This window comes from Methylosinus sp. C49 (assembly GCF_009936375.1).
GTDB lineage: Bacteria > Pseudomonadota > Alphaproteobacteria > Rhizobiales > Beijerinckiaceae > Methylosinus.
Genome location: NZ_AP022332.1, coordinates 2694528 through 2714688, shown reverse-complemented (window position 1 = coordinate 2714688; position 20161 = coordinate 2694528). Strand labels below are relative to the sequence as shown.

Annotated in this window: 22 protein-coding genes and 1 tRNA gene; 13 read left to right on the top strand and 10 right to left on the bottom strand. The window is 64.8% G+C overall.

Features of this window, described 5'->3' with window-relative positions:
- Window positions 1-48: 48 nt before the first annotated feature.
- The 3 genes from GYH34_RS12855 to GYH34_RS12845 all read left to right on the top strand — a co-directional run bounded on the left by GYH34_RS12855 (window position 49) and on the right by GYH34_RS12845 (window position 4566).
- Window positions 49-1857 carry a trypsin-like peptidase domain-containing protein gene (locus GYH34_RS12855; protein ID WP_161913920.1) on the top strand — a complete coding sequence of 603 codons (1809 nt, stop codon included), beginning with the start codon at window positions 49-51 and terminating at the stop codon, window positions 1855-1857.
- A 66-nt stretch (window positions 1858-1923) separates the two neighbouring features.
- Entirely contained in the window at window positions 1924-2742 is an 819-nt protein-coding gene (locus GYH34_RS12850) for a PP2C family serine/threonine-protein phosphatase (RefSeq protein WP_244635094.1), read from the top strand.
- A gap of 12 nt (window positions 2743-2754) precedes the next feature.
- Window positions 2755-4566, top strand: a complete 1812-nt coding sequence (locus tag GYH34_RS12845) for a serine/threonine-protein kinase (RefSeq protein ID WP_161913918.1) — start codon at window positions 2755-2757, stop codon at window positions 4564-4566.
- A gap of 16 nt (window positions 4567-4582) precedes the next feature.
- On the opposite strand, the gene GYH34_RS12840 is transcribed toward GYH34_RS12845, so the two are convergent.
- Entirely contained in the window at window positions 4583-4957 is a 375-nt protein-coding gene (locus GYH34_RS12840; protein ID WP_161913917.1) for a hypothetical protein, read from the bottom strand.
- A 117-nt stretch (window positions 4958-5074) separates the two neighbouring features.
- Window positions 5075-5440 carry a hypothetical protein gene (locus GYH34_RS12835; protein ID WP_161913916.1) on the bottom strand — a complete coding sequence of 122 codons (366 nt, stop codon included), beginning with the start codon at window positions 5438-5440 and terminating at the stop codon, window positions 5075-5077.
- 279 nt (window positions 5441-5719) lie between these two features.
- On the opposite strand from GYH34_RS12835, the gene GYH34_RS21735 reads away from it, so the two are divergent.
- Window positions 5720-5863 (top strand): hypothetical protein, encoded by a 144-nt coding sequence (locus GYH34_RS21735; RefSeq protein WP_174242405.1) that lies wholly within the window; start codon window positions 5720-5722, stop codon window positions 5861-5863.
- A 61-nt stretch (window positions 5864-5924) separates the two neighbouring features.
- On the opposite strand, the gene GYH34_RS12830 is transcribed toward GYH34_RS21735, so the two are convergent.
- On the bottom strand, window positions 5925-6608 hold the full coding sequence (locus GYH34_RS12830) for an outer membrane beta-barrel protein (RefSeq protein WP_244635092.1): 684 nt from the start codon (window positions 6606-6608) through the stop codon (window positions 5925-5927).
- A gap of 389 nt (window positions 6609-6997) precedes the next feature.
- On the opposite strand from GYH34_RS12830, the gene GYH34_RS12825 reads away from it, so the two are divergent.
- The 3 genes from GYH34_RS12825 to GYH34_RS12815 all read left to right on the top strand — a co-directional run bounded on the left by GYH34_RS12825 (window position 6998) and on the right by GYH34_RS12815 (window position 10160).
- Window positions 6998-7771, top strand: coding sequence for an SDR family oxidoreductase (locus GYH34_RS12825; RefSeq protein ID WP_161913915.1), 774 nt, complete (start codon window positions 6998-7000; stop codon window positions 7769-7771).
- A gap of 42 nt (window positions 7772-7813) precedes the next feature.
- The gene (gene recG, locus GYH34_RS12820; protein ID WP_161913914.1) at window positions 7814-9916 is read left to right on the top strand and encodes an ATP-dependent DNA helicase RecG; all 2103 of its coding nucleotides are present in this window, start codon (window positions 7814-7816) and stop codon (window positions 9914-9916) included.
- Between the two features lie 67 nt (window positions 9917-9983).
- The gene (locus tag GYH34_RS12815) at window positions 9984-10160 is read left to right on the top strand and encodes a hypothetical protein (RefSeq protein ID WP_161913913.1); all 177 of its coding nucleotides are present in this window, start codon (window positions 9984-9986) and stop codon (window positions 10158-10160) included.
- A gap of 6 nt (window positions 10161-10166) precedes the next feature.
- Here the strand turns inward: GYH34_RS12815 and GYH34_RS12810 are convergent, their stop codons facing one another.
- Window positions 10167-10874, bottom strand: coding sequence for a glutathione binding-like protein (locus GYH34_RS12810; protein ID WP_161913912.1), 708 nt, complete (start codon window positions 10872-10874; stop codon window positions 10167-10169).
- A gap of 29 nt (window positions 10875-10903) precedes the next feature.
- Window positions 10904-12019, bottom strand: a complete 1116-nt coding sequence (locus GYH34_RS12805; RefSeq protein ID WP_161913911.1) for a PAS domain-containing sensor histidine kinase — start codon at window positions 12017-12019, stop codon at window positions 10904-10906.
- A 119-nt stretch (window positions 12020-12138) separates the two neighbouring features.
- On the opposite strand from GYH34_RS12805, the gene GYH34_RS12800 reads away from it, so the two are divergent.
- On the top strand, window positions 12139-12600 hold the full coding sequence (locus GYH34_RS12800; RefSeq protein ID WP_161913910.1) for a response regulator: 462 nt from the start codon (window positions 12139-12141) through the stop codon (window positions 12598-12600).
- On the opposite strand, the gene GYH34_RS12795 is transcribed toward GYH34_RS12800, so the two are convergent.
- Window positions 12594-12971 (bottom strand): hypothetical protein, encoded by a 378-nt coding sequence (locus GYH34_RS12795; RefSeq protein WP_161913909.1) that lies wholly within the window; start codon window positions 12969-12971, stop codon window positions 12594-12596. The genes GYH34_RS12800 and GYH34_RS12795 overlap by 7 nt on opposite strands.
- Before the next feature lie 214 nt (window positions 12972-13185).
- Between GYH34_RS12795 and GYH34_RS12790 the strand changes: the two genes are divergently transcribed.
- The gene (locus GYH34_RS12790; protein WP_161913908.1) at window positions 13186-13488 is read left to right on the top strand and encodes a DUF1153 domain-containing protein; all 303 of its coding nucleotides are present in this window, start codon (window positions 13186-13188) and stop codon (window positions 13486-13488) included.
- A gap of 4 nt (window positions 13489-13492) precedes the next feature.
- Here GYH34_RS12790 and GYH34_RS12785 read toward each other — a convergent pair whose 3' ends face one another.
- The 4 genes from GYH34_RS12785 to erpA form a co-directional block, all read right to left on the bottom strand.
- Window positions 13493-13819 (bottom strand): polyhydroxyalkanoic acid system family protein, encoded by a 327-nt coding sequence (locus tag GYH34_RS12785; RefSeq protein WP_018265136.1) that lies wholly within the window; start codon window positions 13817-13819, stop codon window positions 13493-13495.
- A 62-nt stretch (window positions 13820-13881) separates the two neighbouring features.
- Window positions 13882-13957, bottom strand: a tRNA-Asn gene (locus GYH34_RS12780).
- A gap of 90 nt (window positions 13958-14047) precedes the next feature.
- The gene (locus tag GYH34_RS12775) at window positions 14048-14944 is read right to left on the bottom strand and encodes a sugar kinase (RefSeq protein ID WP_161913907.1); all 897 of its coding nucleotides are present in this window, start codon (window positions 14942-14944) and stop codon (window positions 14048-14050) included.
- A 31-nt stretch (window positions 14945-14975) separates the two neighbouring features.
- On the bottom strand, window positions 14976-15320 hold the full coding sequence (erpA, locus tag GYH34_RS12770; RefSeq protein ID WP_161913906.1) for an iron-sulfur cluster insertion protein ErpA: 345 nt from the start codon (window positions 15318-15320) through the stop codon (window positions 14976-14978).
- Between the two features lie 128 nt (window positions 15321-15448).
- Between erpA and GYH34_RS12765 the strand changes: the two genes are divergently transcribed.
- The 4 genes from GYH34_RS12765 to argS all read left to right on the top strand — a co-directional run bounded on the left by GYH34_RS12765 (window position 15449) and on the right by argS (window position 20101).
- Window positions 15449-16642 carry a deoxyguanosinetriphosphate triphosphohydrolase gene (locus GYH34_RS12765; RefSeq protein WP_161913905.1) on the top strand — a complete coding sequence of 398 codons (1194 nt, stop codon included), beginning with the start codon at window positions 15449-15451 and terminating at the stop codon, window positions 16640-16642.
- 72 nt (window positions 16643-16714) lie between these two features.
- On the top strand, window positions 16715-16936 hold the full coding sequence (locus GYH34_RS12760; protein WP_161913904.1) for a hypothetical protein: 222 nt from the start codon (window positions 16715-16717) through the stop codon (window positions 16934-16936).
- 85 nt (window positions 16937-17021) lie between these two features.
- Window positions 17022-18236 carry a tetratricopeptide repeat protein gene (locus GYH34_RS12755; RefSeq protein WP_161913903.1) on the top strand — a complete coding sequence of 405 codons (1215 nt, stop codon included), beginning with the start codon at window positions 17022-17024 and terminating at the stop codon, window positions 18234-18236.
- A gap of 86 nt (window positions 18237-18322) precedes the next feature.
- Window positions 18323-20101 (top strand): arginine--tRNA ligase, encoded by a 1779-nt coding sequence (argS, locus tag GYH34_RS12750; RefSeq protein ID WP_161913902.1) that lies wholly within the window; start codon window positions 18323-18325, stop codon window positions 20099-20101.
- Window positions 20102-20161: the final 60 nt, after the last annotated feature.

Here is a 20161-nt window from a genome sequence, read left to right as displayed (position 1 = left end):
TTTTCGCGCGTTGACGCAAAGTCGCTGTTTTTTTTCAGGGGCGGGGCTATGGGTGGAGTCGTCGAGCGCGTCGTCATTCGGCATTTGTCTGGGTCGAAGGCCAATCAGATCGAGCAGCTTCCGATCGGCGATCTGAAAGAGATCACCATCGGCCGCGATCCGACATCGAAAATCGCTTTCGACCCCACCATAGACGGCGTCGTCAGCCGGCAGCACGCCGTCATCCGCATCGAGGGCGAAGGCGACGATCTGAAGTTCAAGCTGATCGACCTCAATTCCAGCAATGGCACTTTCCTGAACGGCCAGCGCATCTCGCAAGACGCGGAGCTGCTGCCCGAGGACAAGATCGAGCTCGGCGGCGCCAAGGGCCCGAAATTCGCCTTCGATCTGCAGCCGCGGCCGGCCAGCTTCGCGGCGCGCACGCGCGTCATCGGAATAGACGATTCCGCTGCGACCCGGCTGATCGAGACGGCGCAGACGGCGGCCTCCACCGCCGTCGCCCAGGTAAGCTCGACATCGACTGAGGCGCCCCCGCACAAGGTCGGCGTCGGCCAGGAGACGGTGCAGCGGCTGATCGTCGAGGAGCGCCGCTCGGTGAGCCGCACCTGGGGCGCCGTGGCGGCGGGACTGCTCGCCTTCATCGCGCTCGGCGGCGGCGCCGTCTATTGGAAGCAGATCAAGGATGACGAGCGCCATCAGGCCGATCTCGCCGATGTGAAGGCGGACGCCAAGCACGCCGATCAGCGCAGCGCCGCGCTGCAGGGCGAGGTGAAGACCAATCTGATCGGCATGACGCCGCTCGACATCTACAATAAATATTCCAACGCCACCGCGCGCATCGATCTGCGCTGGCGTCTCTTCGACACGCAGACCGGCAAGCCGATCTTCCATCAGACCTTCCGGTTCGGAAAGGACACGCTGCCCGCCTATGTGCGCCTGCCCAATGGCAAGGTCGTGCGCTGGCTGACGCTCGAGGACGATCAGCGCTCCAATCTGCAGATCGCCGGCGCCGGGCGGGGCTCCGGCTTCGTCATCAGCGAGCAGGGCTATCTGCTCACCAACAAGCATGTCGCCGCCGGCTGGAAGGTGACTTACGATTCGCCGCGCCTCGGCTATGTGTTCGATCTCGGCGGCGGCCCCGGCGCCAAGAATGCGAAGGTGCGAAAGCCCATCGGGGTCATCGATCTCGAATCCGAGGACTACGCCGATCTGAACATGTGGGTGCCGGAAGCGGGCGGCGTCATTTTCCCGTCGAGCGTCGCCATTCCGATCGGCCGCAACAACATCCCCGACATGACGCGCAATGAGCAGCGCACTTTCGAGGGCCGCAACGAGCAGCTCGAGGTGCGTTTTCCCGGCGCGCGGCTCGGCGTCAATGCGGCGCTGGTGCGCGCTTCCGCGGATTCCGACGCCGCGCTCATCAAGATCGACTCGCCGCAGCTGCTCGACAAGGTCGAGCTCGCCGACGACGATCAGGTGACGATCGGCGAAAAGGTCATCGTGCTCGGCTATCCGGGCATTTCGGTGGAGAATGTTCAGCGTCAGGTGACGGTCGAGAACGGCCTGACACGCGTTCAGAACGAGGTCATTCCCGAGGCGACGGTGACGGATGGCATCGTATCCAAGCTCTCCACTGGCTATAAGGAGAAGGACGGCGTCACGCTGACCAGCGCCGGCGAGCGCATTCAGCTCAGCGTGCTGGCCACGGGCTCCGGCAATAGCGGCGGCCCGGTGTTCAACGCCAATGGCAAGGTCATCGGCCTGTTCACCTACAGCCGCAGCCGCGGCGACGCGCGCGTGACGCTCGCCGTGCCGATCAAATTCGGGCGAGACCTGCTGCGCGCGCAGCGCAACTGATCGAAGGTCGGGAAAATGGCGACGGGGCGCGAGGCTCCATTGGGCGCTTTCCGCGTTGTCGGCGCAATGCGGACCGACGTCGGCCGCGTGCGCTCCTCCAATGAGGACAGCGTCGCCTTTGTCGCGCCGGCGCCCGATGCGCCGGAGGCGAGACAGGGCTATCTCGCCATCGTCGCCGATGGAATGGGCGGACACGCCGCCGGCGAGGTGGCGAGCGCGCTCGCGACGGAAGTCGTGCGCCGGGTGTTCTACTCGCTCGACGTCGAGCCGCCGCGCGCGCTGAAGGCGGCTTTCGAGGCCGCCAATCGCGCCATATTCGAGCAGAGCGTGCGCGAGCCCGAATGCAAGGGCATGGGCACGACCTGCACCGCCGTCGTCATTCGCGACGGTAGACTGTGGCTCGCTCATGTCGGCGACAGCCGCGCTTATATCTTGCGCGGCCGCGAGGTGACGCAGCTCTCCGACGATCAGACGCTCCACGCGCAATTGGTGCGCGAGGGCGTGATGACGCAGGCGGAGGCCGAGCGCAGCCCCGGCGGCAATGTCATTCTGCAGGCGGTCGGAACGCGCAAGGAGGTGGCGCCGACCATTTGGTCGGAGGGCCTGCCGCTCGCGATCGGCGACGCGATCATTCTATGCTCGGACGGCCTCTCCAATCTGGTTTCCGAGGCCGAGCTCGCCGCCGTCGTTCCCGATCGCGCGCCGCAGGATTCCTGCCATTTGCTGGTGGAGGCCGCGCTCGCGGCGGGCGGGCACGACAATATTTCCGTCGGCGTGTTTCAGATCGTCGCGCCGCCGCCCGGCGCGCGCGATCAAGCCGCGACACAGAAAATTTCCGTCGTCGCGGACGGCGCGCCGCCGACGCGCGTCATCGTCGTTCGATAGAGGCATGAGGTCATGAGCGACCAAAAAATGATCGGCCATTACCGCATCGTCGAGCTTCTCGGCGCCGGCGCAATGGGCAAGGTGCATGTCGCCTTCGACACATTCATCGAGCGCGAGGTCGCGATCAAATCGCTGCGCCCCGAGCTGACGCAGGATCCCGAATTCGTCGGGCGCTTCAAGGCGGAGGCGCAGAGCCTCGCGCGCCTCAACCATCCCAATATCACCACGCTCTATTCGCTGCTGCCCGATGGCAATGAGCTCTATATGGTGATGGAGCTGGTGCGCGGACGCGCGCTCGACGATGTGCTGCGCGAGCGCGGCGGCCCGCTCGGCGTGAAGGAATGCCTGGCCATCATCTCGCAGGCGGCCGATGGCGTCGCCTATGCGCATCAGATGGGCGTCATCCATCGCGACATAAAGCCGTCCAATCTCATGATCGGCAATGACGGCCGCGTGAAGATCATGGATTTCGGCATCGCCCGCGTGCAGGGCAGCGTGCGCATGACGCGCGCCGGCACGGCGATCGGCACGCCGCTCTATATGGCGCCGGAGCAGCGTCGCGGCAGCGAGGGCGATGAGCGCAGCGATCTCTATGCGCTCGCCGTCGTTCTCTACGAAATTCTCTCCGGCGCGGCGCCTTTCGCGGGGCTCGACGAGGTGGAACTGCTGCAGGCGCAGATCGGCAGAGATCCGCCGCCGCTGGTGCCGCGCATCCCCGGCGTGACGCCGGAGCTGGAAGCCGCGATCATGAAGGCGCTGGCCAAGCGGCCGGAGCAGCGCTATCCGTCGATCCGCGCCTTCAGCGACGCCATTGGCGCGACCGTCTTGCGCGTCGACGCCACGTCGATCGTGCAGAGCCCCGCTCATCTTCTCGACAAAGCGACGCAGACGAGCGCGAGCGCCGGCTCCGCCGCCTCTCTGCCCTCCGTCGCGCTGGCCGTCGCCAAGAGCCGTTCGACCTCGCTGGCGCGGCGATTCAAATCGCTGCATCCGGCCGTGCAGGGCGTGTCGGTGGCTGTCGTCGCCTTTGCGGCCGTCGCGCCGCTTCTGTTCGGCGGCGATGGCGATAGCGTCAATAAGAAGCGCGAGCTCGACAAGGTGGAGCGCGAGCGGCGCGCGGCCGCGGAGCTCGAGAGCGAGCGTCGCCAGACGGCGAAGACCTTGGATTTCGGTCAGACCGGCGAGATCAAGCCGGCGCGAAACGAGATCGAGCGTCCGGCCGCATTGACGAATGATGCGCCGCCAGCCAAGCCCAAATGCAATGAGGGCTTCAGCATCGCCGATTGCCAGCCCTCGACCGTTCCCGGCCAGAAGACCGCGACCGTCGAGCAGGCGTCCCTCGGCGCCTCCTCGACCATCGCTGATCTGCGCAGAGCGGTGAAGGAGAAAGAGTTCGACCGCGCTTCGTCGATCGGCGAGTCGCTCGCCGCTTCAGGGGAGCGCGAGGCGCAATTCATCATCGGCATGATTGCGCTGAAAGGGCAGGGGCGACCGCAACATCTTCCGACAGCCTTCAAATGGATCAAGAAGGCCGCCGACAAAGACTTTCCCGAGGCGCAGGCCGTGCTCGGCAATATGTATCAGAACGGCGACGCCGACGGCGGCGAGAATGTCGAGGAGGCCCTGCGCTGGTATAAGAAAGCGGCGGACCAGAATAATCCGCGCGGCCAATTCTGGCTGGGCAAGGCCTTTGAGAAGGGCGTGCCCAATGTGCTGAAGAAAGACGCGAAAAAGGCGGGCGATCTGTTTCGCCTCGCCAAGGCCCAGGATTTTCCGGGCGCCGCGGAGGCGCTCGAGGCGCTCCGCAAATCCGGCAAATATTGATGCTGCGCTGGGCGGATCAGTAATCCGCCTTGCCGAGCCCTGTCGCGCCTTTGGTGGACGTTCCGCCGCCGTTATCGCCGCCGCCGCTGCCGCCATGACGGCCGCGCCGTGAGGCGTGACGCCCGCCGCCGCCGCCGCTTTGATGGTGGCCGACATGGCGCGCGGGTCTGCGCGGGCGATAGCCGCCGCTGTAGCCGCCGCCATATCCGCCGCCTGTCGGCAGATGCAGCCGGAAGGGGCCGAATCCGATATATTGCGCATTGGCGGAACCGGCGTCGAGCGCGGCGATGGGCAGCGCGAGGAGCCCCGCCAGCAGCCCACGGCGGGAGAGTTTCGGCAAATCCTTCGATGAGGATTTGTCATGCAATTCGCCACTATGTTCGTCGATCATCTTCGTCAGCCTGAAAAATTCCCCGCTTGAACTATCAGGTGCGGCCTCGACATTGTCAAACGCGCTCTGCCTCGCTCGCGGCGCGACGATTCGGGTCGCGCCGCGGCTCCGCCAAATCTACCAGCCCCAGCCCCAGCCACCGAAGCTCGCGCCGACGAGGCCATAGCCGGCGCCGTAGCCTCCTCCGTAGCCGCTATAGCCGTACGGATAGGCATAGCCATAGGTATAGGCGGGGTAGGCGATCACCGGCGTCGCCACCATCTCGGGCTGGGCCACATACACCGTCCGACGCTCGACGATGCGGCGCACATAGCTCGTCCTGTGCTCGCAAGTCGGCTGCTCGACTTTCGGCGGCTCGTACTCGGTTCTGTCCTCGCAAACTTGCCGACAGCGCTTCTCCTTGGCGACGGCGGCGTCGGTGCCGAGCGCGCCGATGACGAGCGCCGAAGCGCAGATCAACGACAATCTGACGACTGTGCTCATGATGCGGTTCTCCTTCGTCTGCGCTTGGAACGAATGTGCGCGAACGCGGTTGAACCTATGTCGCCGATCCGCAGCGGCGAGTGCGTTTCTTTCGATGCGACGCAGCGATGTGTCTTTTGACGAAAATCAAATTCGTCGCGTTTTGTCCGAGATTTTCGTGATTGCGGTCGATTGACGCTGCGGCCACGCGCTCGCTCGCCGTGTTCCGCTGCGAAGGCCTAATCTCTCATGCAAGCCTGGCGTCTCGAAATATCGCACAGGCGACTGGAGGAATCGGCAATGTCCACCTACGGAGCCAATGATCCGATCGTTTTCACCTTGCTCACCGAAGCCGTGGTGATCGCCGTCGTCGCGGTCTCGATCGTCGGCTATCTGCTGTTCAAAGCCGGCGCCAGCGCGTTGAGCAAGCCACACGCGCATTGAAGAATCGAAAGCGCGCGCGCGAGCCGACCCCGTCTTTCGACGGGATCGGCGTCGTCATGGACTAGAAATGATAGTTGAGGCCGCCGCGGATCGTCGACGTGTCGATATTCGTCTGCAGCGCATTGGCCGAGAAATCGAAATAGCGATCGCCGCCGACCGAGGTGAAGAGATATTCCGCCTTGGCGGAGAGATTGGGCGCGACGCCGAATTCGATGCCGGCGCCGAGCGCCCAGCCGGCGAGGAATTTCGACTGCTGGCCGTAGAAGCCTTGGAAGGCGTTGCTCACGCTCGCCGTCGTGTTGCTGCCGGCGAAGCCGCCGGTGACGAACAGCAGAGCGCGATCGACAGTGACGCCGGCGCGCGCGCGAATGGTGAGCGTGTTGTCGACAGAGCCATTGCCGGAGACGCCGACGAAAGGCGAGCGTCCGTCCTTCGAGCTGTTGAAATCGAAGTCGCCTTCGACGCCGACGAGGAAGTTGGGCGCGAAGGTGAGATTATAGCCGGCGGTGCCGCCCACGACCCACCCGTTCGGCTGGCCGAGCAGATTGCTGCTGCCGTTCTGGAACGAGCCCAGCGCATAGCCGCCGTTGATGCCGATGTAGAAGCCCTGCCAAGTGAAGGCGGGCGGCGGGCTGTAGTAATCGGCGGCGGGGGCGGAGCGCCGCGGCAGATCGGCGGCGAGGGCGGAGGCGCCGGCGCAGAGCAGGGCGGGCGCCAGCAGCGCAGGAAGCAGCATAGGTCTCATCGAACTCGACTCCACATTCGCGCGCCTTCGGGGCGTTGGGCTCGCGGTCACAAAACTCGGCGCAGGCGAGGGGCAAGGCCCAGCCAGAGCTCAGTCGAATTAAAATCGTTCACGTTAACGGAACCTTTCCTCGCCCGAGCCCGCGCTCACGGCGAAGCAAAACCGCGGCGCGCGGTAATGTATTGATTGTGTCGAAACCATGTTATATTTAGAATTAACCGAGCAATTTTCGTCATTATCCATTCTATTTTGATCGTCACGTCGCATAGGGCCGCTGAGGTTGCCTAATAATTCGTAAAATCGCCCGTGGTTACGTCTGGGCGACGCATTGACCGCGTCGGCGCGGCGTGAGAATTGCCTTGTACGGCGGCAAGATGGGGATTCGGGCGATGAGCGCTGGCGGCGCAGGCGGTTCGGGGCCGGTTCTGGTGACGGGCGCGGCGCGGCGCATCGGCTTGGCGATCGCCGCGCGGCTGGCGCATGGCGGGCGCCCGGTGGTGCTGCACGCCTCGCATCGCTCCATAGAGGAGGCGGAACTCGCGGCCGGGGCGATCCGCGCCAAGGGCGGCCGCGCCGCCGTGGTCGGCGCCGATCTCTCCGACGCGCGCGAGACAGAGGCGCTGATGGGGCTCGCCGCGCGCGCTTTCGGGCCGGTGACGCTGCTCGTCAACAACGCCTCCTTGTTCGAGCTCGACGCCGCGCAGGATTTTTCGGTCGAGGTCTTCGATCGGCAATTCGCCGTCGATCTGCGTGCGCCGCTGCTGCTGGCGCGCGACATGGCCGCGCAATTGCCGGAGGAAGCGGAAGGGGCGATCGTCAATATCATCGATCAGCGCGTGTTTCGTCTGACGCCGCGCTACTTCACCTATACGCTGGCCAAGTCCGCTCTATGGACGGCGACGCGCACAATGGCGCAGGCTTTCGCGCCGCGCATTCGCGTCAACGCCGTGGGGCCGGGGCCGGTGTTTCCCAACGCCGTGCATGGTCAGAAGGGCTTCGAGACCGAAGCGCGCGGCGTGCCGCTGCGCCGTCCGGCGGATGTGTCCGGCGTCGTCGACGCGGTGGTGTTCCTCGCCGAGGCGCGCAGCGTCACCGGGCAGATGATCGCCGTCGACGGCGGGCAGCATCTCGCCTGGGAGACGCCGGACGTGCTGCCGGATTAGAGCGCGTTCGACAAAGCCTTCGCGATAGGGGAAAAGGCGCGAATGCGTCCCTCGATCCTCGATCCGTTGTTCGGCCGCGCCGCCGCCCTTCCGGGCATAGGCCCCAAGACGGCCAAGCATTTCGACCGGCTGCTCGCCCGGCCGGGCAAGGAGACGCGTCTCATCGACGTGCTGTTTCATCTGCCGATCAATCTCGTCGATCGCAGCCTGCGTCCCACCATCGCGGAAGCGCCGACGGATCGCGTGGTCGTGCTGAAGGTGCGCGTCGCCGAGCATCGCAAGCCGCAGGGGCGCTACGCCAAGGCGCCGTTCAAAGTCCATGTCGAGGACGACACCGGCGACGCCGAGCTGGTCTTCTTCCTTTCCAACGCCGATTGGATCGAGCGCAGCCTGCCCATAGGCGCGACGCGCTGGGTCTCCGGCAAGATCGAGCTCTATGACGGGCGCCGGCAGATCGTGCATCCCGATCGCGTGCTGGACGAGGCGGGCCTCGCCAAGCTGCCGCCGGCGGAGGCGGTGCATGGGCTGACGGAAGGGCTGCAAGAGCGCTTTGTGCAGCGCGCGGTCGCCGGCGCGCTGGAGCGCTTGCCCAAGCTGCCGGAGTGGCAGGACGCCTCGGTGCTTGCGGCCAATGGCCTTCCCGATTTCGCGAGCGCGCTGGCCGCGGCGCAAAACCCCAAATCGCCGGCCGACATAGAGCCGGCCAGCAAGGCGCGCCAACGCCTCGCGCTCGATGAGCTGCTGTCGCAACAATTGGCGCTGCGCCTCATCCGTTCGAAAATGCGCCGCGAGCCCGGCCGCGAGAACGCCGGCGACGGACGCATCACGCGCGTCATAGAAGCCGCGCTTCCCTATGCGCTCACCGGCGCGCAGCAGCGTGCGCTCGTCGAGATACGCGAGGATTTGGCGTCCTCGCGGCGCATGTTGCGGCTGCTGCAGGGCGATGTCGGCGCCGGCAAGACCATTGTCGCGCTGCTCGCAATGGCCAGCGTCGTCGAATGCGGAAGGCAGGCGGCGCTGATGGCGCCGACGGAAATTCTCGCGCGCCAGCATTATGAGCGCCTGCTGCCGCTCGCCGAAGCCGCCGGCCTGCGCCTCTGCCTGCTCACGGGGAGAGCCAAGCCCTCCGAGCGCGCGCGTCTCTACGAGACCATTGCGGCGGGCGCTGTCGATATCGTCATCGGCACTCACGCCCTGGTGCAGAGCGAGCTCGCTTTTGCCGATCTGGGCCTCGCCGTCGTCGATGAGCAGCATCGTTTCGGCGTGCAGCAGCGTCTGGCGCTGGGCGCCAAGGGCGAGAGCGTCGATGTTCTGGTGATGACGGCGACGCCGATTCCGCGCTCGCTGGCGCTCACCTATTTCGGCGACATGGACAGCTCCATCCTCGACGAGAAGCCGCCCGGCCGCTCGCCCATCGACACGCGCGCTCTGCCGGTCTCGCGCATCGGCGATGTGGTGGAGGGCGTGCGCCGCGCTCTGGCCTCCGGCGCGCGCGTCTATTGGGTGTGCCCGCTGGTGGAGGAGAATGAGGACCTCGATCTCGCCGCCGCGCAGGATCGTCACGAGGATCTGACGCGCATTTTCGGCGAGATCGTCGGCCTCGTCCACGGCCGCATGAAAGCGCCCGAGCGCGACGCCGCAATGGAGGCGTTCAAGCAGGGCGAAACGCGCATACTCGTCGCCACCACGGTCATAGAGGTCGGCGTCGACGTGCCCGAGGCGACGGTCATGGTGATCGAGCACGCCGAGCGTTTCGGCCTCGCGCAATTGCATCAGCTGCGCGGGCGCGTCGGCCGCGGCTCCGGCAAATCCTCCTGCCTGCTGCTCTACAAAGGTCCGCTCGGCGAGACCGCCAAAGCGCGGCTGGTGATGCTGCGCCAGACCGAGGACGGCTTCCGCATAGCGGAAGAAGATTTGCGCCTGCGTGGGGAGGGGGAAATTCTCGGCGCGCGGCAATCCGGCCTGCCCGGCTTCCGCCTGGCCGATCTCACCGCCCATGCGCGGCTGCTGGCCATAGCGCGCGACGATGTGGAGCTCACGCTGCGCCGCGACCCGGACCTCTCCGGCCCGCGGGGCGAGGCGCTGAGGGTTCTGCTCTACCTCTTCGAGCGCGACGAGGCGGTGAAACTGCTGCGGGCGGGATGAGCGCCGGGCCTTTATCGCGCGCGCCAATGCGCGTAAATTCCAGACCCGAGCCGCGGCGACGGCGAAAATGAAAAAAGCGGGCGGCGAGCGCCCGCAAAGGGAGAGCGAATTGTCCTATCTGCACACGATCTGGGGCTATTTGACGTGGAGCGACAAATGGGTCCTCGCCATCAATGTCTTTCTCGCGATCATCTTCTTCGCCTCCTGGCGGAACAAGAAGCGCCGCCAGAAGCAGGGCGAGTGAGCGCGCTCAAACGGCGCCGCGCAGGCTCGCCGCCGTCTGGCCGAAGAGGATTTTGCGCTCCTCTTCCGTGAAGCCGTCGCGCGGGCGGGAGAGGGCCTCGCCTTTCGCATAGGCGCGCTCGACCGCTGGCCGCGCGCGCATCGTCTCGAGCCAGCGCCGCACATTGGGAAAGTCGTCGAGCGACTGTCCCTGCCGCTCATAGGGAACGATCCAGGGATAGGCGGCCATATCGGCGACGGAATAATCATCGGCGATGTAGTCTCGTCCCGCGAGGCGCTTGTCCAGCACGCCATAGAGGCGATTGGTCTCATTCACATAGCGATCGATGGCGTAAGGAATCTTCTCCGGCGCGTAATTGCGGAAATGATGGTTCTGCCCCGCCATGGGGCCGAGCCCGCCGACTTGCCAGAACAGCCATTCGAGCACGCGCGCGCGGCCGCGCAGATCGCTCGGCAGAAAGCGCCCCGTCTTCTCGGCGAGATAGACGAGGATCGCGCCGGATTCGAACAGTGAGACCGCGGCGCCGCCGTCGGCCGGCGCATGGTCGACGATGGCTGGCATGCGGTTGTTCGGCGAGATGGCGAGAAAGGCGGGGGAGAATTGCTCGCCCTTCGATATGTCGACGGGGACGATTTTATAGGCGAGCCCCGCCTCCTCGAGAAAGATCGTGATCTTGTGGCCATTGGGCGTGGGCCAAAAATGGAGGTCGATCATATGAGATCTCCGTGTCGTGCGAGGACTTGCTACTCGCTATTCGCTCGTCCCGCCGGAATCGTGACATAAAAGGTCGATCCTTGTCCCGGCTGCGATGTCACCGACAGCCGCCAGCCATGGCGATCGGCGATGGATCGGCAGATCGCGAGGCCTATGCCGGTGCCGGGATATTTGCCCTTGGGATGCAGCCGTTTGAACGGCTCGAAGACGAGCTGCGCATATTTGCTCTCGAAGCCTATGCCATTATCGGCGAAGGCGACGACGATCTCGCGCTCGCTCTGCGTCGCCCGTATGACGATCTCCGGCGCGCAATCTTGCTTGCGATATTTGAGCGCGTTGGAGACGATATTATGCGTCAGCCGCGCGAATTGCGAGCGGTCGGCGCGAAAGGCGACATGCGGCGCCTCTATGCTCAGCTTTGCGCCGCTCTCCGCGATCGCCTCGGAGAGGTCGTCGACCGCGAGGTCTATTTCGTCGCGCAGATCGAGCTCCTGCACATTCTGCGCATCATTGATCGCGCGTGAATAGGTGAGGAGATCGTCGACGAGCTCGCGTGCGCGCATCGCCGAGGAGCGCATCACGCTATTGGCGTAGCTCATGTCGGTCTCATTGGCGCTGGAGATCGCTTGCTCGAGAATATCCGCGAATGCGGCGATCTTGCGCAGCGGCTCCTGTAGATCATGCGAGGCGACATAGGCGAATTGCGCCAGACGCTCGTTGGCGCGCTCCAGCTCCGCCGCGCGCTGCGACAGCGCATTCTCCGCCTCGCGCCGAGCGGTGATGTCGAGCACGGTCGCCAGCACGATCGCGCCGCTCTCGCTCTCGATCGGCGTCAGCCCGATCTCGACCGGAAATTCGCTGCCGTCGCGCCGCGTCGCCTTCAGATCGCGGCCGGCGCCCATCGGCCGCTTGCTCGGATGCGCAAGAAAGCTCTGGCGCAAGGAGGAATGCGCCGCCCGCATGCGCGCGGGGACGAGAATATCGATGGACTTTCCAACCAGTTCGTCGCTACGATAACCGAACATACGCTCGGTCTCCGCGTTGACGAATTGGATGAGTCCATCGGCGCTGCTGACGATCATGGCGGCAGGCGCCGACTCTACCGCGAGGCGAAAATGATCGTCGCCTATGCTGTCGAAGCTCATCCTCGCACCCCTCGTCGCGCGCATTTGTCAGCGCTCGTTGCTGCGCGCGGGGCGACCGCATCCTATTTAAGGAAACAGCGTGGGAAAAACGAGCGCAAGTCGAGAAGATGGGGATTGTGATGTCCGCTGTCGAGACGAAGAATCGGGCCTGCCGCGTATTGATCATCGAGGATGATCAGGACGACGTCTTCCTTTTCAAGCGCGCCCTCGATTCCGTGCGCTCCTTGCTGGAGCGCGACATAGAATGCGAGCAGGTCGACAATGGGCTGGACGCGATCTTTCTCGTATCGCGCGAGGAGATTACGGACAAGCTCCCGGATGTGCTGGTGCTGGACCTCAACATGCCGCGGCTCGACGGCGTGAAGTTCTTGAAGTCGCTGCGCCGCTCGCTGCTGCTGAAGGATCTGCCGGTGTTCGTGCTGACGACCTCCACCGCGCCCTCGATCCATGAGGAGGCGATGCGGGCCGGCGCCGACAAGGTTTTCGTCAAGCCCAATGACGCAGAGGCGTTGCTCGCCATCGCGCTGGAGATCGTGAGCTCGGCGTTGGAGCGGCGCGGCGAGCCGGCGACGCGTCAGTAATACCAGAGGCCGTCGTGTAGCCCGCGCGGCGAGGGCGGCGGCGCCGGGCGCGGCGGCGGATCGACGTAATCGCCGCCGCCATAGCCGCCGTACGGCGCGCCATAGCCGTAAGGCGCGCCATAGCCGTAAGGCGCCGGGCCTCCGGCGTTCGCGCCGAGGGCGTCGGATTGTCTGCGTCGCTCGCGCTGAAGCCGGCGCTGCTCGCGCGCCCGCTCGCGCGCCTCCCACAGCTCGTGACGTTGCTCGGCGGCCTGCGCGCGCGAAGGTCCCGCGCCGCCCTCGTGGTCCCGCGCGAATGGCTCTGCGAGCGCCGAGGTCGCGATTGCGACGCCTGCAACGACGATCGATGCGACGAGCCGGGCTTTCGACATGGGACGCCTCCGATTGCGAATGGAAGCCTAGTCTAAACCATGGCGCGGCGGCTGGCCGGCGGCGCGAACGGATGTGGTTAAGCTCTTCTCTCTCGCCTGCGCGCGCCGCAACGTTTTTTTCAACCTTTGCTGGAAATGTCACAGATCTCGCCGCCCGAGGCGGCGGCTTGTTTTTCGCGATGTGATGCGAAAATTCCATTTGTGGAGCGGCGCCATGATGACGCTTGATCCGACGACATGCGATCCCGCCGGCGACGACGCCGCGAATCGAATCGCCTGCGCCTGTCTGCCGCCGCCGACGACGCGCTGGGTGGTGCGCCGCAAGGCCGAGGTGGTGGCGGCTGTGCGCAGCGGCGTCGTCTCGCTCGACGACGTCTGTCGGCGCTATTCGCTGACGCGGGACGAGTTCGAGGCCTGGGCGAGCTGCATCGACCGCCATGGCGTCGACAGCTTGCGCACGACTCGTCTGCAATATTATCGCCGCCGCGCGGCGCGGCTCGCCGCTGGCAAACGCTGATCGGTCAGCCCTGCGGCTTGTGCTCGATTCGCAGCGCCTCGCCGGCGCGATGGGCGAGCGCGGTCTGAATCGGCCCCGCCAGAGCCGCCAGCAGCCAGGGCAGCCAGACCTCTATGCGCAGCGAATCGGCGAGCACGTCTATGCGCGCCTGCATATTGTGGCCGAAGGCGCCGACCTTCAGATCGGCGGCGTTCCCGGTCCAGACGACCTCGGAATGGGCGAGCTTGTCCACATAGTCCCGCCGCAGCTGCTCGAGCCCAGCGGCGACGCGCGCCCGCGCGGTCTCGACGCCGAGATCATGGCTCACGGTGATGACGATGGATTTTTGCATAAAGAGGCTCCCGTGCCGCCAATCTAGGGGTCGAGAGACGGATTTCACAGGGGGATGATTGCTGGCTCCCCGAGCAGGACTCGAACCTGCGACCCAGCGATTAACAGTCGCTTGCTCTACCGGCTGAGCTATCGGGGAACGGTGGCGGGCATATAGCAAGCTCTAAGCACTCTTGCCAAGCCCTGTTCTCCGCCTTTCTCGATTTCTTTCGCGCTTCCCACAAGCCATTCAATCGGCAGGCGGAAAAAGCGCGAGTGTCGCTACTATGTCATTCTGGGACGGCAGGCCCGCCTCATTGCCGAGGTGCTGAATCTTATATCCCGAGGCCGCGCGGGCGAAGCGGAAGTGCTCGCGCCAGGGCGCTTCCGGCCGCTGGAGATAGGACGCCATATAGGCGCCGTGGAACACATCGCCCGCGCCCGATGTGTCGACGATGCGCTCCGCCGGCACGGGGAGCGAGGGCAGGCGCTGCACCTCGCCACTCTCGTCGTACCAGAGCATGCCGCGCTCGCCATTGGTGACGCCGCCGATGCGGCAACCCTTGCTCTTCAAATAGGCCAGCATATCGGCCTCCGAGAGCGTCATCTGCTCGCAGAGCCGCTCGGCGACGATGGCGACGTCGATGAATTCGAGCAGATCGGTGATTCCCGACCGCAGCGCGCCGCCGTCCAGAGAGGTCAGCGCGCCCGATTCGCGGCAGGCGCGCGCGTAATGGAGAGCGGCGTCGGCGATATGCCCGTCGCTGTGCAGGGCGCGCACCCCGGTGAGGTCGAGACGCGGGAAGTCCTCGAGGAAATTATTGTCGCGGGCGCGCAGAATCGCGCGCTTGCCGTCCTTGGGCAGCACGAAGGATAGGGACGAGCGCCGCACACGGCGCGGATGCACGCGCAGCCCATAGGTCGCGGCCATATCCATGAACATATGGCCGAGCCAGTCGGGCGCGAGCTGCGTCAGTAGATCGACGCCGTCGCCGACCAGCTTGGAGCAGGCGAAGGCGGCGGTCACGGCGTTGCCGCCGAAGGAGACGGCGTAATCCTCCGCCACATCCTTCTCGTCGCCCTTGGGCATGACCTGCGTGCGCATGGTCACGTCGATATAGGAATGGCCGATGAACAGAGACTGCAATCGAGGACTCCGAAAGGAGGAGGGGGCGCCGTCAGACCGAGAAGCTGGAGCCGCAGCCGCAGGAGGCGGTGGCGTTGGGATTCTCGACACGGAAGGACTGGCCCATCAGATCCTCGACATAATCGACGCGCGCGCCGGCGATATAGGCCGCAGAAATCGAATCGACGACGAGCTTCGCCCCGTCGCGCTCGACGACGATATCGTCCGCCTTTGGCTCGGTCTCGACCGTATAGGCGTATTGCAGGCCGGAGCAGCCGCCGCCGTCGACCGAAAGCCGCAGCGCCTTCGCATGGGCCTCGCCGGCGAGAATGGCCTCGATGCGCTTGGCGGCGCGCTCGCTCATCTCGATCTTCGCAATCGTCGCCGTGTCGGTCATTTGGGCGCGCCTTCCTCTTTTTTGGCTTTTGTCCCGCCGGCCAGCTCGCTTGCGCTCCCTGGGTCGGGCGGGATATGCGAAGCGAAAATATGGCCGCCCGCGTGACCTTGCAATGACAGGAGAGACGATTGGCGATCGAAGATCCCGGCGTCCGTGGCCGCGCCCCCTGCGCCAGTGACCCTTCGGCCTCGCGCGGGCGCCTCTTTCCCGAATCGGCCTCGCCGACGCGCAGCGAGTTCCAGCGCGACCGCGACCGCATCATCCATTCGACGGCCTTCCGCCGCCTCGCGCATAAGACGCAGGTCTTCGTGCCGTTGGACGGCGATCATTTCCGCACGCGGCTGACCCATACGATAGAGGTGGGGCAGATCGCCCGCGCGCTCGCCCGCGCTCTGGCGCTGGACGAGGATCTCGCCGAGGCGGTGGCGCTCGCCCATGATCTCGGCCATACGCCCTTCGGCCATGCCGGCGAGCATGCGCTGCAACGGTGCATGGAGGCCCATGGCGGGTTCGACCACAACGCCCAGGCTTTGCGCGTGGTCACTCTGCTCGAGCGCCGCTACGCCCGCTATGACGGGCTGGACCTCACCTTCGAGACGCTGGAAGGCCTCGTCAAGCACAATGGCCCTTTGCGAGGCTCGCGCGCAAATCGCGCGCTCGCCCCCTATGTGGCGGAGTTCGACGCGCTGTTTCCGCTCGAGCTGGACACATTCGCCGGGCCGGAGGCGCAGGCGGCCGCGCTCGCCGACGATATCGCCTATGACGCCCATGACATAGACGACGGGTTGCGCGCAAACCTGTTCTCGCTCGAGGATATCGAGGCCGTCCCCTTCATCGGCGTGATGCTGGACGAGATTCGCGCCGTCTATGGCGCGCTGGAGCGCACGCGGGTCATTCACGAGCTGGGCCGGCGCGTCATCACCCGCTTCGTCGAGGACGCCATCGTCCAATCTCAGAAGCGGCTGCGCCTCGTCGGGGCGAAAAGCGTCGAGGATGTGCGCCGCGCTGGCGTGGCGACGATCGCCTTCTCGCCGCCCATGGCCGAGGCCGACCGCTCGATCAAGGCCTTTCTCTTCCCCAAAATGTATCGGCACGAGAAAGTCGTGGGCGTCTGGGATCGCGCCGAGCAGGTGATCTCGCGGCTTTTCCCCGTCTATTTCGACGATCCGGCGCAAATGCCGCCGGAATGGGCCGAACTCGCCCGCGCCGAGCAGGGCGCCGCCCGCGCCCGCCATGTCGCCGATTACATCGCCGGAATGACCGACCGCTATGCGCTCGGCGAATATCGCAAGCTGTTCGGGGAGAAAATGTCGCTGGGCTGAGGGCCGACCGCAGCGCGCCTTGACGGAACCCTTCGCGCGCCCGACCTCCTGGTTCTGACCCGGGAGGCCCCCATGCTCGTCATCGAATTCGTCGGCGCCGCTCCAGAGGGAATGACTGCGCAGGTCATCGATCGGATGAATACCGACATCAGCGATGTGCGCAAGGCGGTCACTCACGCCAAGTCACTGTTCTCGAATGTGATCGTCCAGCGCAAGCATAAGCCGCTGCCGCATGGCTTCCGCATATTGGACGGCGATGGGCGGGAGGTGGCGAGCTGGAGCATAGACGAGTGAGCCGCGGCGGTCGCTATGTCGGCCATTTAGTCTCGAGCCGGCTCATGCTACTGATAGCTCGTAGCAGCTCAGGGCTTTTCGGTTCATGTCCTTCTACAGATTCATTGTTCGCGCGGCCCTGGGAGCGGCGCTGTGTCTCGCCGCAGTCTTTCTCGGAAACCAAGTGATCGCACGTCAGGCTTGCGCGGCGCCTGGACTGCCGGCGTCGCAACTGGTCGATGCTTGCTCTCGCGTTCTTGTCGTCGGCGGCTTGGAAGCTTGGCCTTATGTCAACCGTAGCATCGCATTTTTGCGTCTGCGCGAATTCGAGCGGGCGCTCGCGGACGCGCAGCGCGCGGTGGCGCTCGGCGGCGGTTATGAAGCCTATGTCGGCCTCGGCAATGTCCATGCAAGTCTCGGAGACTTTCCTTCGGCGATAGCGGCGGCGACGAAAGCGATAGAAATCGATCCGAGGTCGAGCGTCGCTTTCTATAATCGTGCGAGCTACCGCAATTTGTCTGGGAGCCAGGCCTCGGCTGTCGCCGATTACGGCGCTGCAATCGCCGCGAGCGCGAACTACGACCCCCACATGCATGGGGCGTCATTCAACGAGTCGGTCGATATAGGTCAGCGTGGCCCCGTCGCTGCGGATATCAAGGTCGATCCACGGCTCGGGCCGGCCAGATACAATCGGAGCATGATTTTTTTCAAACTTGGAGAATTCGCGCGCGCGATCGAAGACCTCGATGAAGTGATCAAACTCAATGATCGATTTTCGCCGGCTCTTTCGTTGCGTGGCTGGGCCCACTTGAAAAAGGGGAATCTCGATATGGCGATCGGCGACTTCACCGAACTTGCCAAATCGACTCCCGCCGCAGGATATTTGTTGCGCGGTCATGTTTTCGAGAAAAAAGGCGACTGGGATCGTGCGATAGCCGATTACGACCGAAGCGCGGCGATCGAGGCGACCGCGGAAATCTTCGCATCGCGAGCGAAGGCCTATTTGAAAAAACACGCGTTTGATCAGGCAATTATCGACTTCGGCGCGGCGCTGGAGAGGGAGCCGAATCGCTTCGACGCTCGTCTCGACCGAGGCGTCGCTCTCTATCGAAAAGGCGATTTCGCGCGCGCGATCGAAGATTTCGACAAGGCTCTGGAAATCGACCCGAAAAGCGCCGACGCGCTATACGATCGAGGTTTGGCGCATGAGCGCCTGCGCCGAGCCGGGCGTGCGTTCGCCGACTACAGCGCGGCGCTAGCGCTCGATCGATCCTTGACCGGGGCCGAGGAGGGAATGCGTCGAACCCGTTCTCGACCTTGAGCTTTCGCTCGCGCGACCGAGAGGATGCGTTATTCGTCGCATTCTGCTAAACCCCCGGCCGCAATAGCCCCCGGCCCGGACATTCGATGAACATCTTCTCCGACTTCCACGTCACCATCGCCGCCATTCTCGATTCGATCAAGGCCTCCGGCCGCCTGCCGGAGACGCTGGATTATTCGCGTTTCGTCGTGGAGCCGCCCAAGGACGCCGCCCATGGCGATCTCGCCACCAACGCCGCCATGGTCTTCGCCAAGGAGGCCAAGGTCAATTTCGCCAATCCGCGCCAGCTCGCGGTGGAGATCGCGGCGGCTTTGGCCGATCTGCCCAATGTGGCCGAGGCCGAGGTCGCTGGGCCGGGCTTCATCAACATTCGCCTGAAGCCGAGCCTCTACGCCGATGTGCTGCGCGCCGTGCTGAACGACTGCGAAGCCTATGGAAGGCCGCAGGGCAGGGGGGCGCTCACGGGCAAGATCAATGTCGAATATGTCTCGGCCAATCCGACTGGGCCGATGCATGTCGGCCATGGCCGCGGCGCCGTGTTCGGCGATGCGCTGGCCAATCTCCTGGCCTTCGCGGGCGCGGAGGTGACGCGCGAATATTACATCAATGACGCCGGCGCGCAGGTCGATGTTCTCGCTCGCTCCGCCTTTCTGCGCTATCGCGAGGCGCTAGGCGAAACGATCACGATCCCCGAAGGCCTTTATCCCGGCGACTATCTGAAGACCGCCGGCGAAGCCCTGGCGAAGCAATATGCCCGCGAACTCTTGGACAAGAGCGAGAGCGAATGGCTGGAGCCGGTCAAACGCGCGGCGATCGACGCCATGATGGCGATGATCCGCGACGATCTTGCCGCTCTCGACATTCGCCATGAGGTGTTCTTCTCCGAGCGCTCGCTGCATGAGAAGATCAACGGCCTTTCAGAGATCGACAAGGAGATAAACGAGCTGCGCGCGCGCGGCCTCGTCTATGACGGCCGCCTGCCGCCGCCCAAGGGGCAATTGCCGGATGATTGGGAGGATCGCGAGCAGACCTTGTTCCGCTCCACCGATTTCGGCGACGACGTCGATCGCCCGCTGAAGAAATCCGACGGCTCCAATACGTATTTCGCGGCGGATATCGCCTATCACAAGTCGAAGATCGACCGCGGCTTCACGACGCTCGTCGACGTCTGGGGCGCCGATCACGGCGGCTATGTGAAGCGCATGACCGCCGCTGTCGCCGCGCTTTCGGACAATAAGGTCACGCTCGATGTGAAGCTCTGCCAGCTCGTGAAGCTGATGCGCAATGGCGAGCCGGTGAAAATGTCCAAGCGCGCCGGCGATTTCGTCACTTTGCGCGAGGTGGTGGACGAGGTGGGCGTCGACGCAGTACGCTTCATGATGCTCTATCGCAAGAATGACGCGCCGCTGGAATTCGATCTCGCCAAGGTCATCGAGCAGTCGAAGGACAATGCCGTCTTCTATGTGCAATACGCCCATGCGCGCGCGAAATCGGCGCTGCGTCAGGCGCTCGGCGCTTTTCCCGATCTCGATCTGACGCCGAAGGCGCTCGCCGCCGCGCCGCTCGATCTGCTGCAGGACGAAGGCGAGATCGCGCTCGCCAAGGCGATTGCGCAATATCCGAGGTTGATCGAATCGGCCGCCACGGCGCATGAGCCACACAGAATCGCCTTCTATCTCTACGATCTCGCCAGCGTCTTTCATTCGCATTGGAACAAAGGCAAAGATCGGCCACAATTACGCTTTGTTAATGCAGATGATAGAAATTCGACCTATGCGCGGATGGCGTTGGTCGTTTCTTTGACTTGCGTCCTGGCGTCGGGTTCGAGACTCCTAGGCGTGAGCGCCCCCGACGAGATGCGGTGATCGCGGCCGGCGCTTTGCATAAGCGCGGCGCGCGCTCGCATCCGGGATGGCGACGTCGCG

Excerpts from the sequence above, each read along its gene's own strand:
- erpA (WP_161913906.1), bottom strand. The coding sequence starts at position 15,320 with ATGACCGACACGGCGACGATTGCGAAGATCGAGATGAGCGAGCGCGCC.
- GYH34_RS21735 (WP_174242405.1), top strand. The coding sequence starts at position 5,720 with ATGTCCACCTACGGAGCCAATGATCCGATCGTTTTCACCTTGCTCACC.
- recG (WP_161913914.1), top strand. The coding sequence starts at position 7,814 with ATGCGTCCCTCGATCCTCGATCCGTTGTTCGGCCGCGCCGCCGCCCTT.
- GYH34_RS12805 (WP_161913911.1), bottom strand. The coding sequence starts at position 12,019 with ATGAGCTTCGACAGCATAGGCGACGATCATTTTCGCCTCGCGGTAGAG.
- GYH34_RS12840 (WP_161913917.1), bottom strand. The coding sequence starts at position 4,957 with ATGATCGACGAACATAGTGGCGAATTGCATGACAAATCCTCATCGAAG.
- GYH34_RS12825 (WP_161913915.1), top strand. The coding sequence starts at position 6,998 with ATGAGCGCTGGCGGCGCAGGCGGTTCGGGGCCGGTTCTGGTGACGGGC.
- GYH34_RS12795 (WP_161913909.1), bottom strand. The coding sequence starts at position 12,971 with ATGTCGAAAGCCCGGCTCGTCGCATCGATCGTCGTTGCAGGCGTCGCA.
- GYH34_RS12845 (WP_161913918.1), top strand. The coding sequence starts at position 2,755 with ATGAGCGACCAAAAAATGATCGGCCATTACCGCATCGTCGAGCTTCTC.
- GYH34_RS12835 (WP_161913916.1), bottom strand. The coding sequence starts at position 5,440 with ATGAGCACAGTCGTCAGATTGTCGTTGATCTGCGCTTCGGCGCTCGTC.
- argS (WP_161913902.1), top strand. The coding sequence starts at position 18,323 with ATGAACATCTTCTCCGACTTCCACGTCACCATCGCCGCCATTCTCGAT.
- GYH34_RS12790 (WP_161913908.1), top strand. The coding sequence starts at position 13,186 with ATGATGACGCTTGATCCGACGACATGCGATCCCGCCGGCGACGACGCC.
- GYH34_RS12755 (WP_161913903.1), top strand. The coding sequence starts at position 17,022 with ATGTCCTTCTACAGATTCATTGTTCGCGCGGCCCTGGGAGCGGCGCTG.
- GYH34_RS12830 (WP_244635092.1), bottom strand. The coding sequence starts at position 6,608 with ATGAGACCTATGCTGCTTCCTGCGCTGCTGGCGCCCGCCCTGCTCTGC.
- GYH34_RS12815 (WP_161913913.1), top strand. The coding sequence starts at position 9,984 with ATGAAAAAAGCGGGCGGCGAGCGCCCGCAAAGGGAGAGCGAATTGTCC.
- GYH34_RS12785 (WP_018265136.1), bottom strand. The coding sequence starts at position 13,819 with ATGCAAAAATCCATCGTCATCACCGTGAGCCATGATCTCGGCGTCGAG.
- GYH34_RS12810 (WP_161913912.1), bottom strand. The coding sequence starts at position 10,874 with ATGATCGACCTCCATTTTTGGCCCACGCCCAATGGCCACAAGATCACG.
- GYH34_RS12800 (WP_161913910.1), top strand. The coding sequence starts at position 12,139 with ATGTCCGCTGTCGAGACGAAGAATCGGGCCTGCCGCGTATTGATCATC.
- GYH34_RS12850 (WP_244635094.1), top strand. The coding sequence starts at position 1,924 with ATGCGGACCGACGTCGGCCGCGTGCGCTCCTCCAATGAGGACAGCGTC.
- GYH34_RS12760 (WP_161913904.1), top strand. The coding sequence starts at position 16,715 with ATGCTCGTCATCGAATTCGTCGGCGCCGCTCCAGAGGGAATGACTGCG.
- GYH34_RS12855 (WP_161913920.1), top strand. The coding sequence starts at position 49 with ATGGGTGGAGTCGTCGAGCGCGTCGTCATTCGGCATTTGTCTGGGTCG.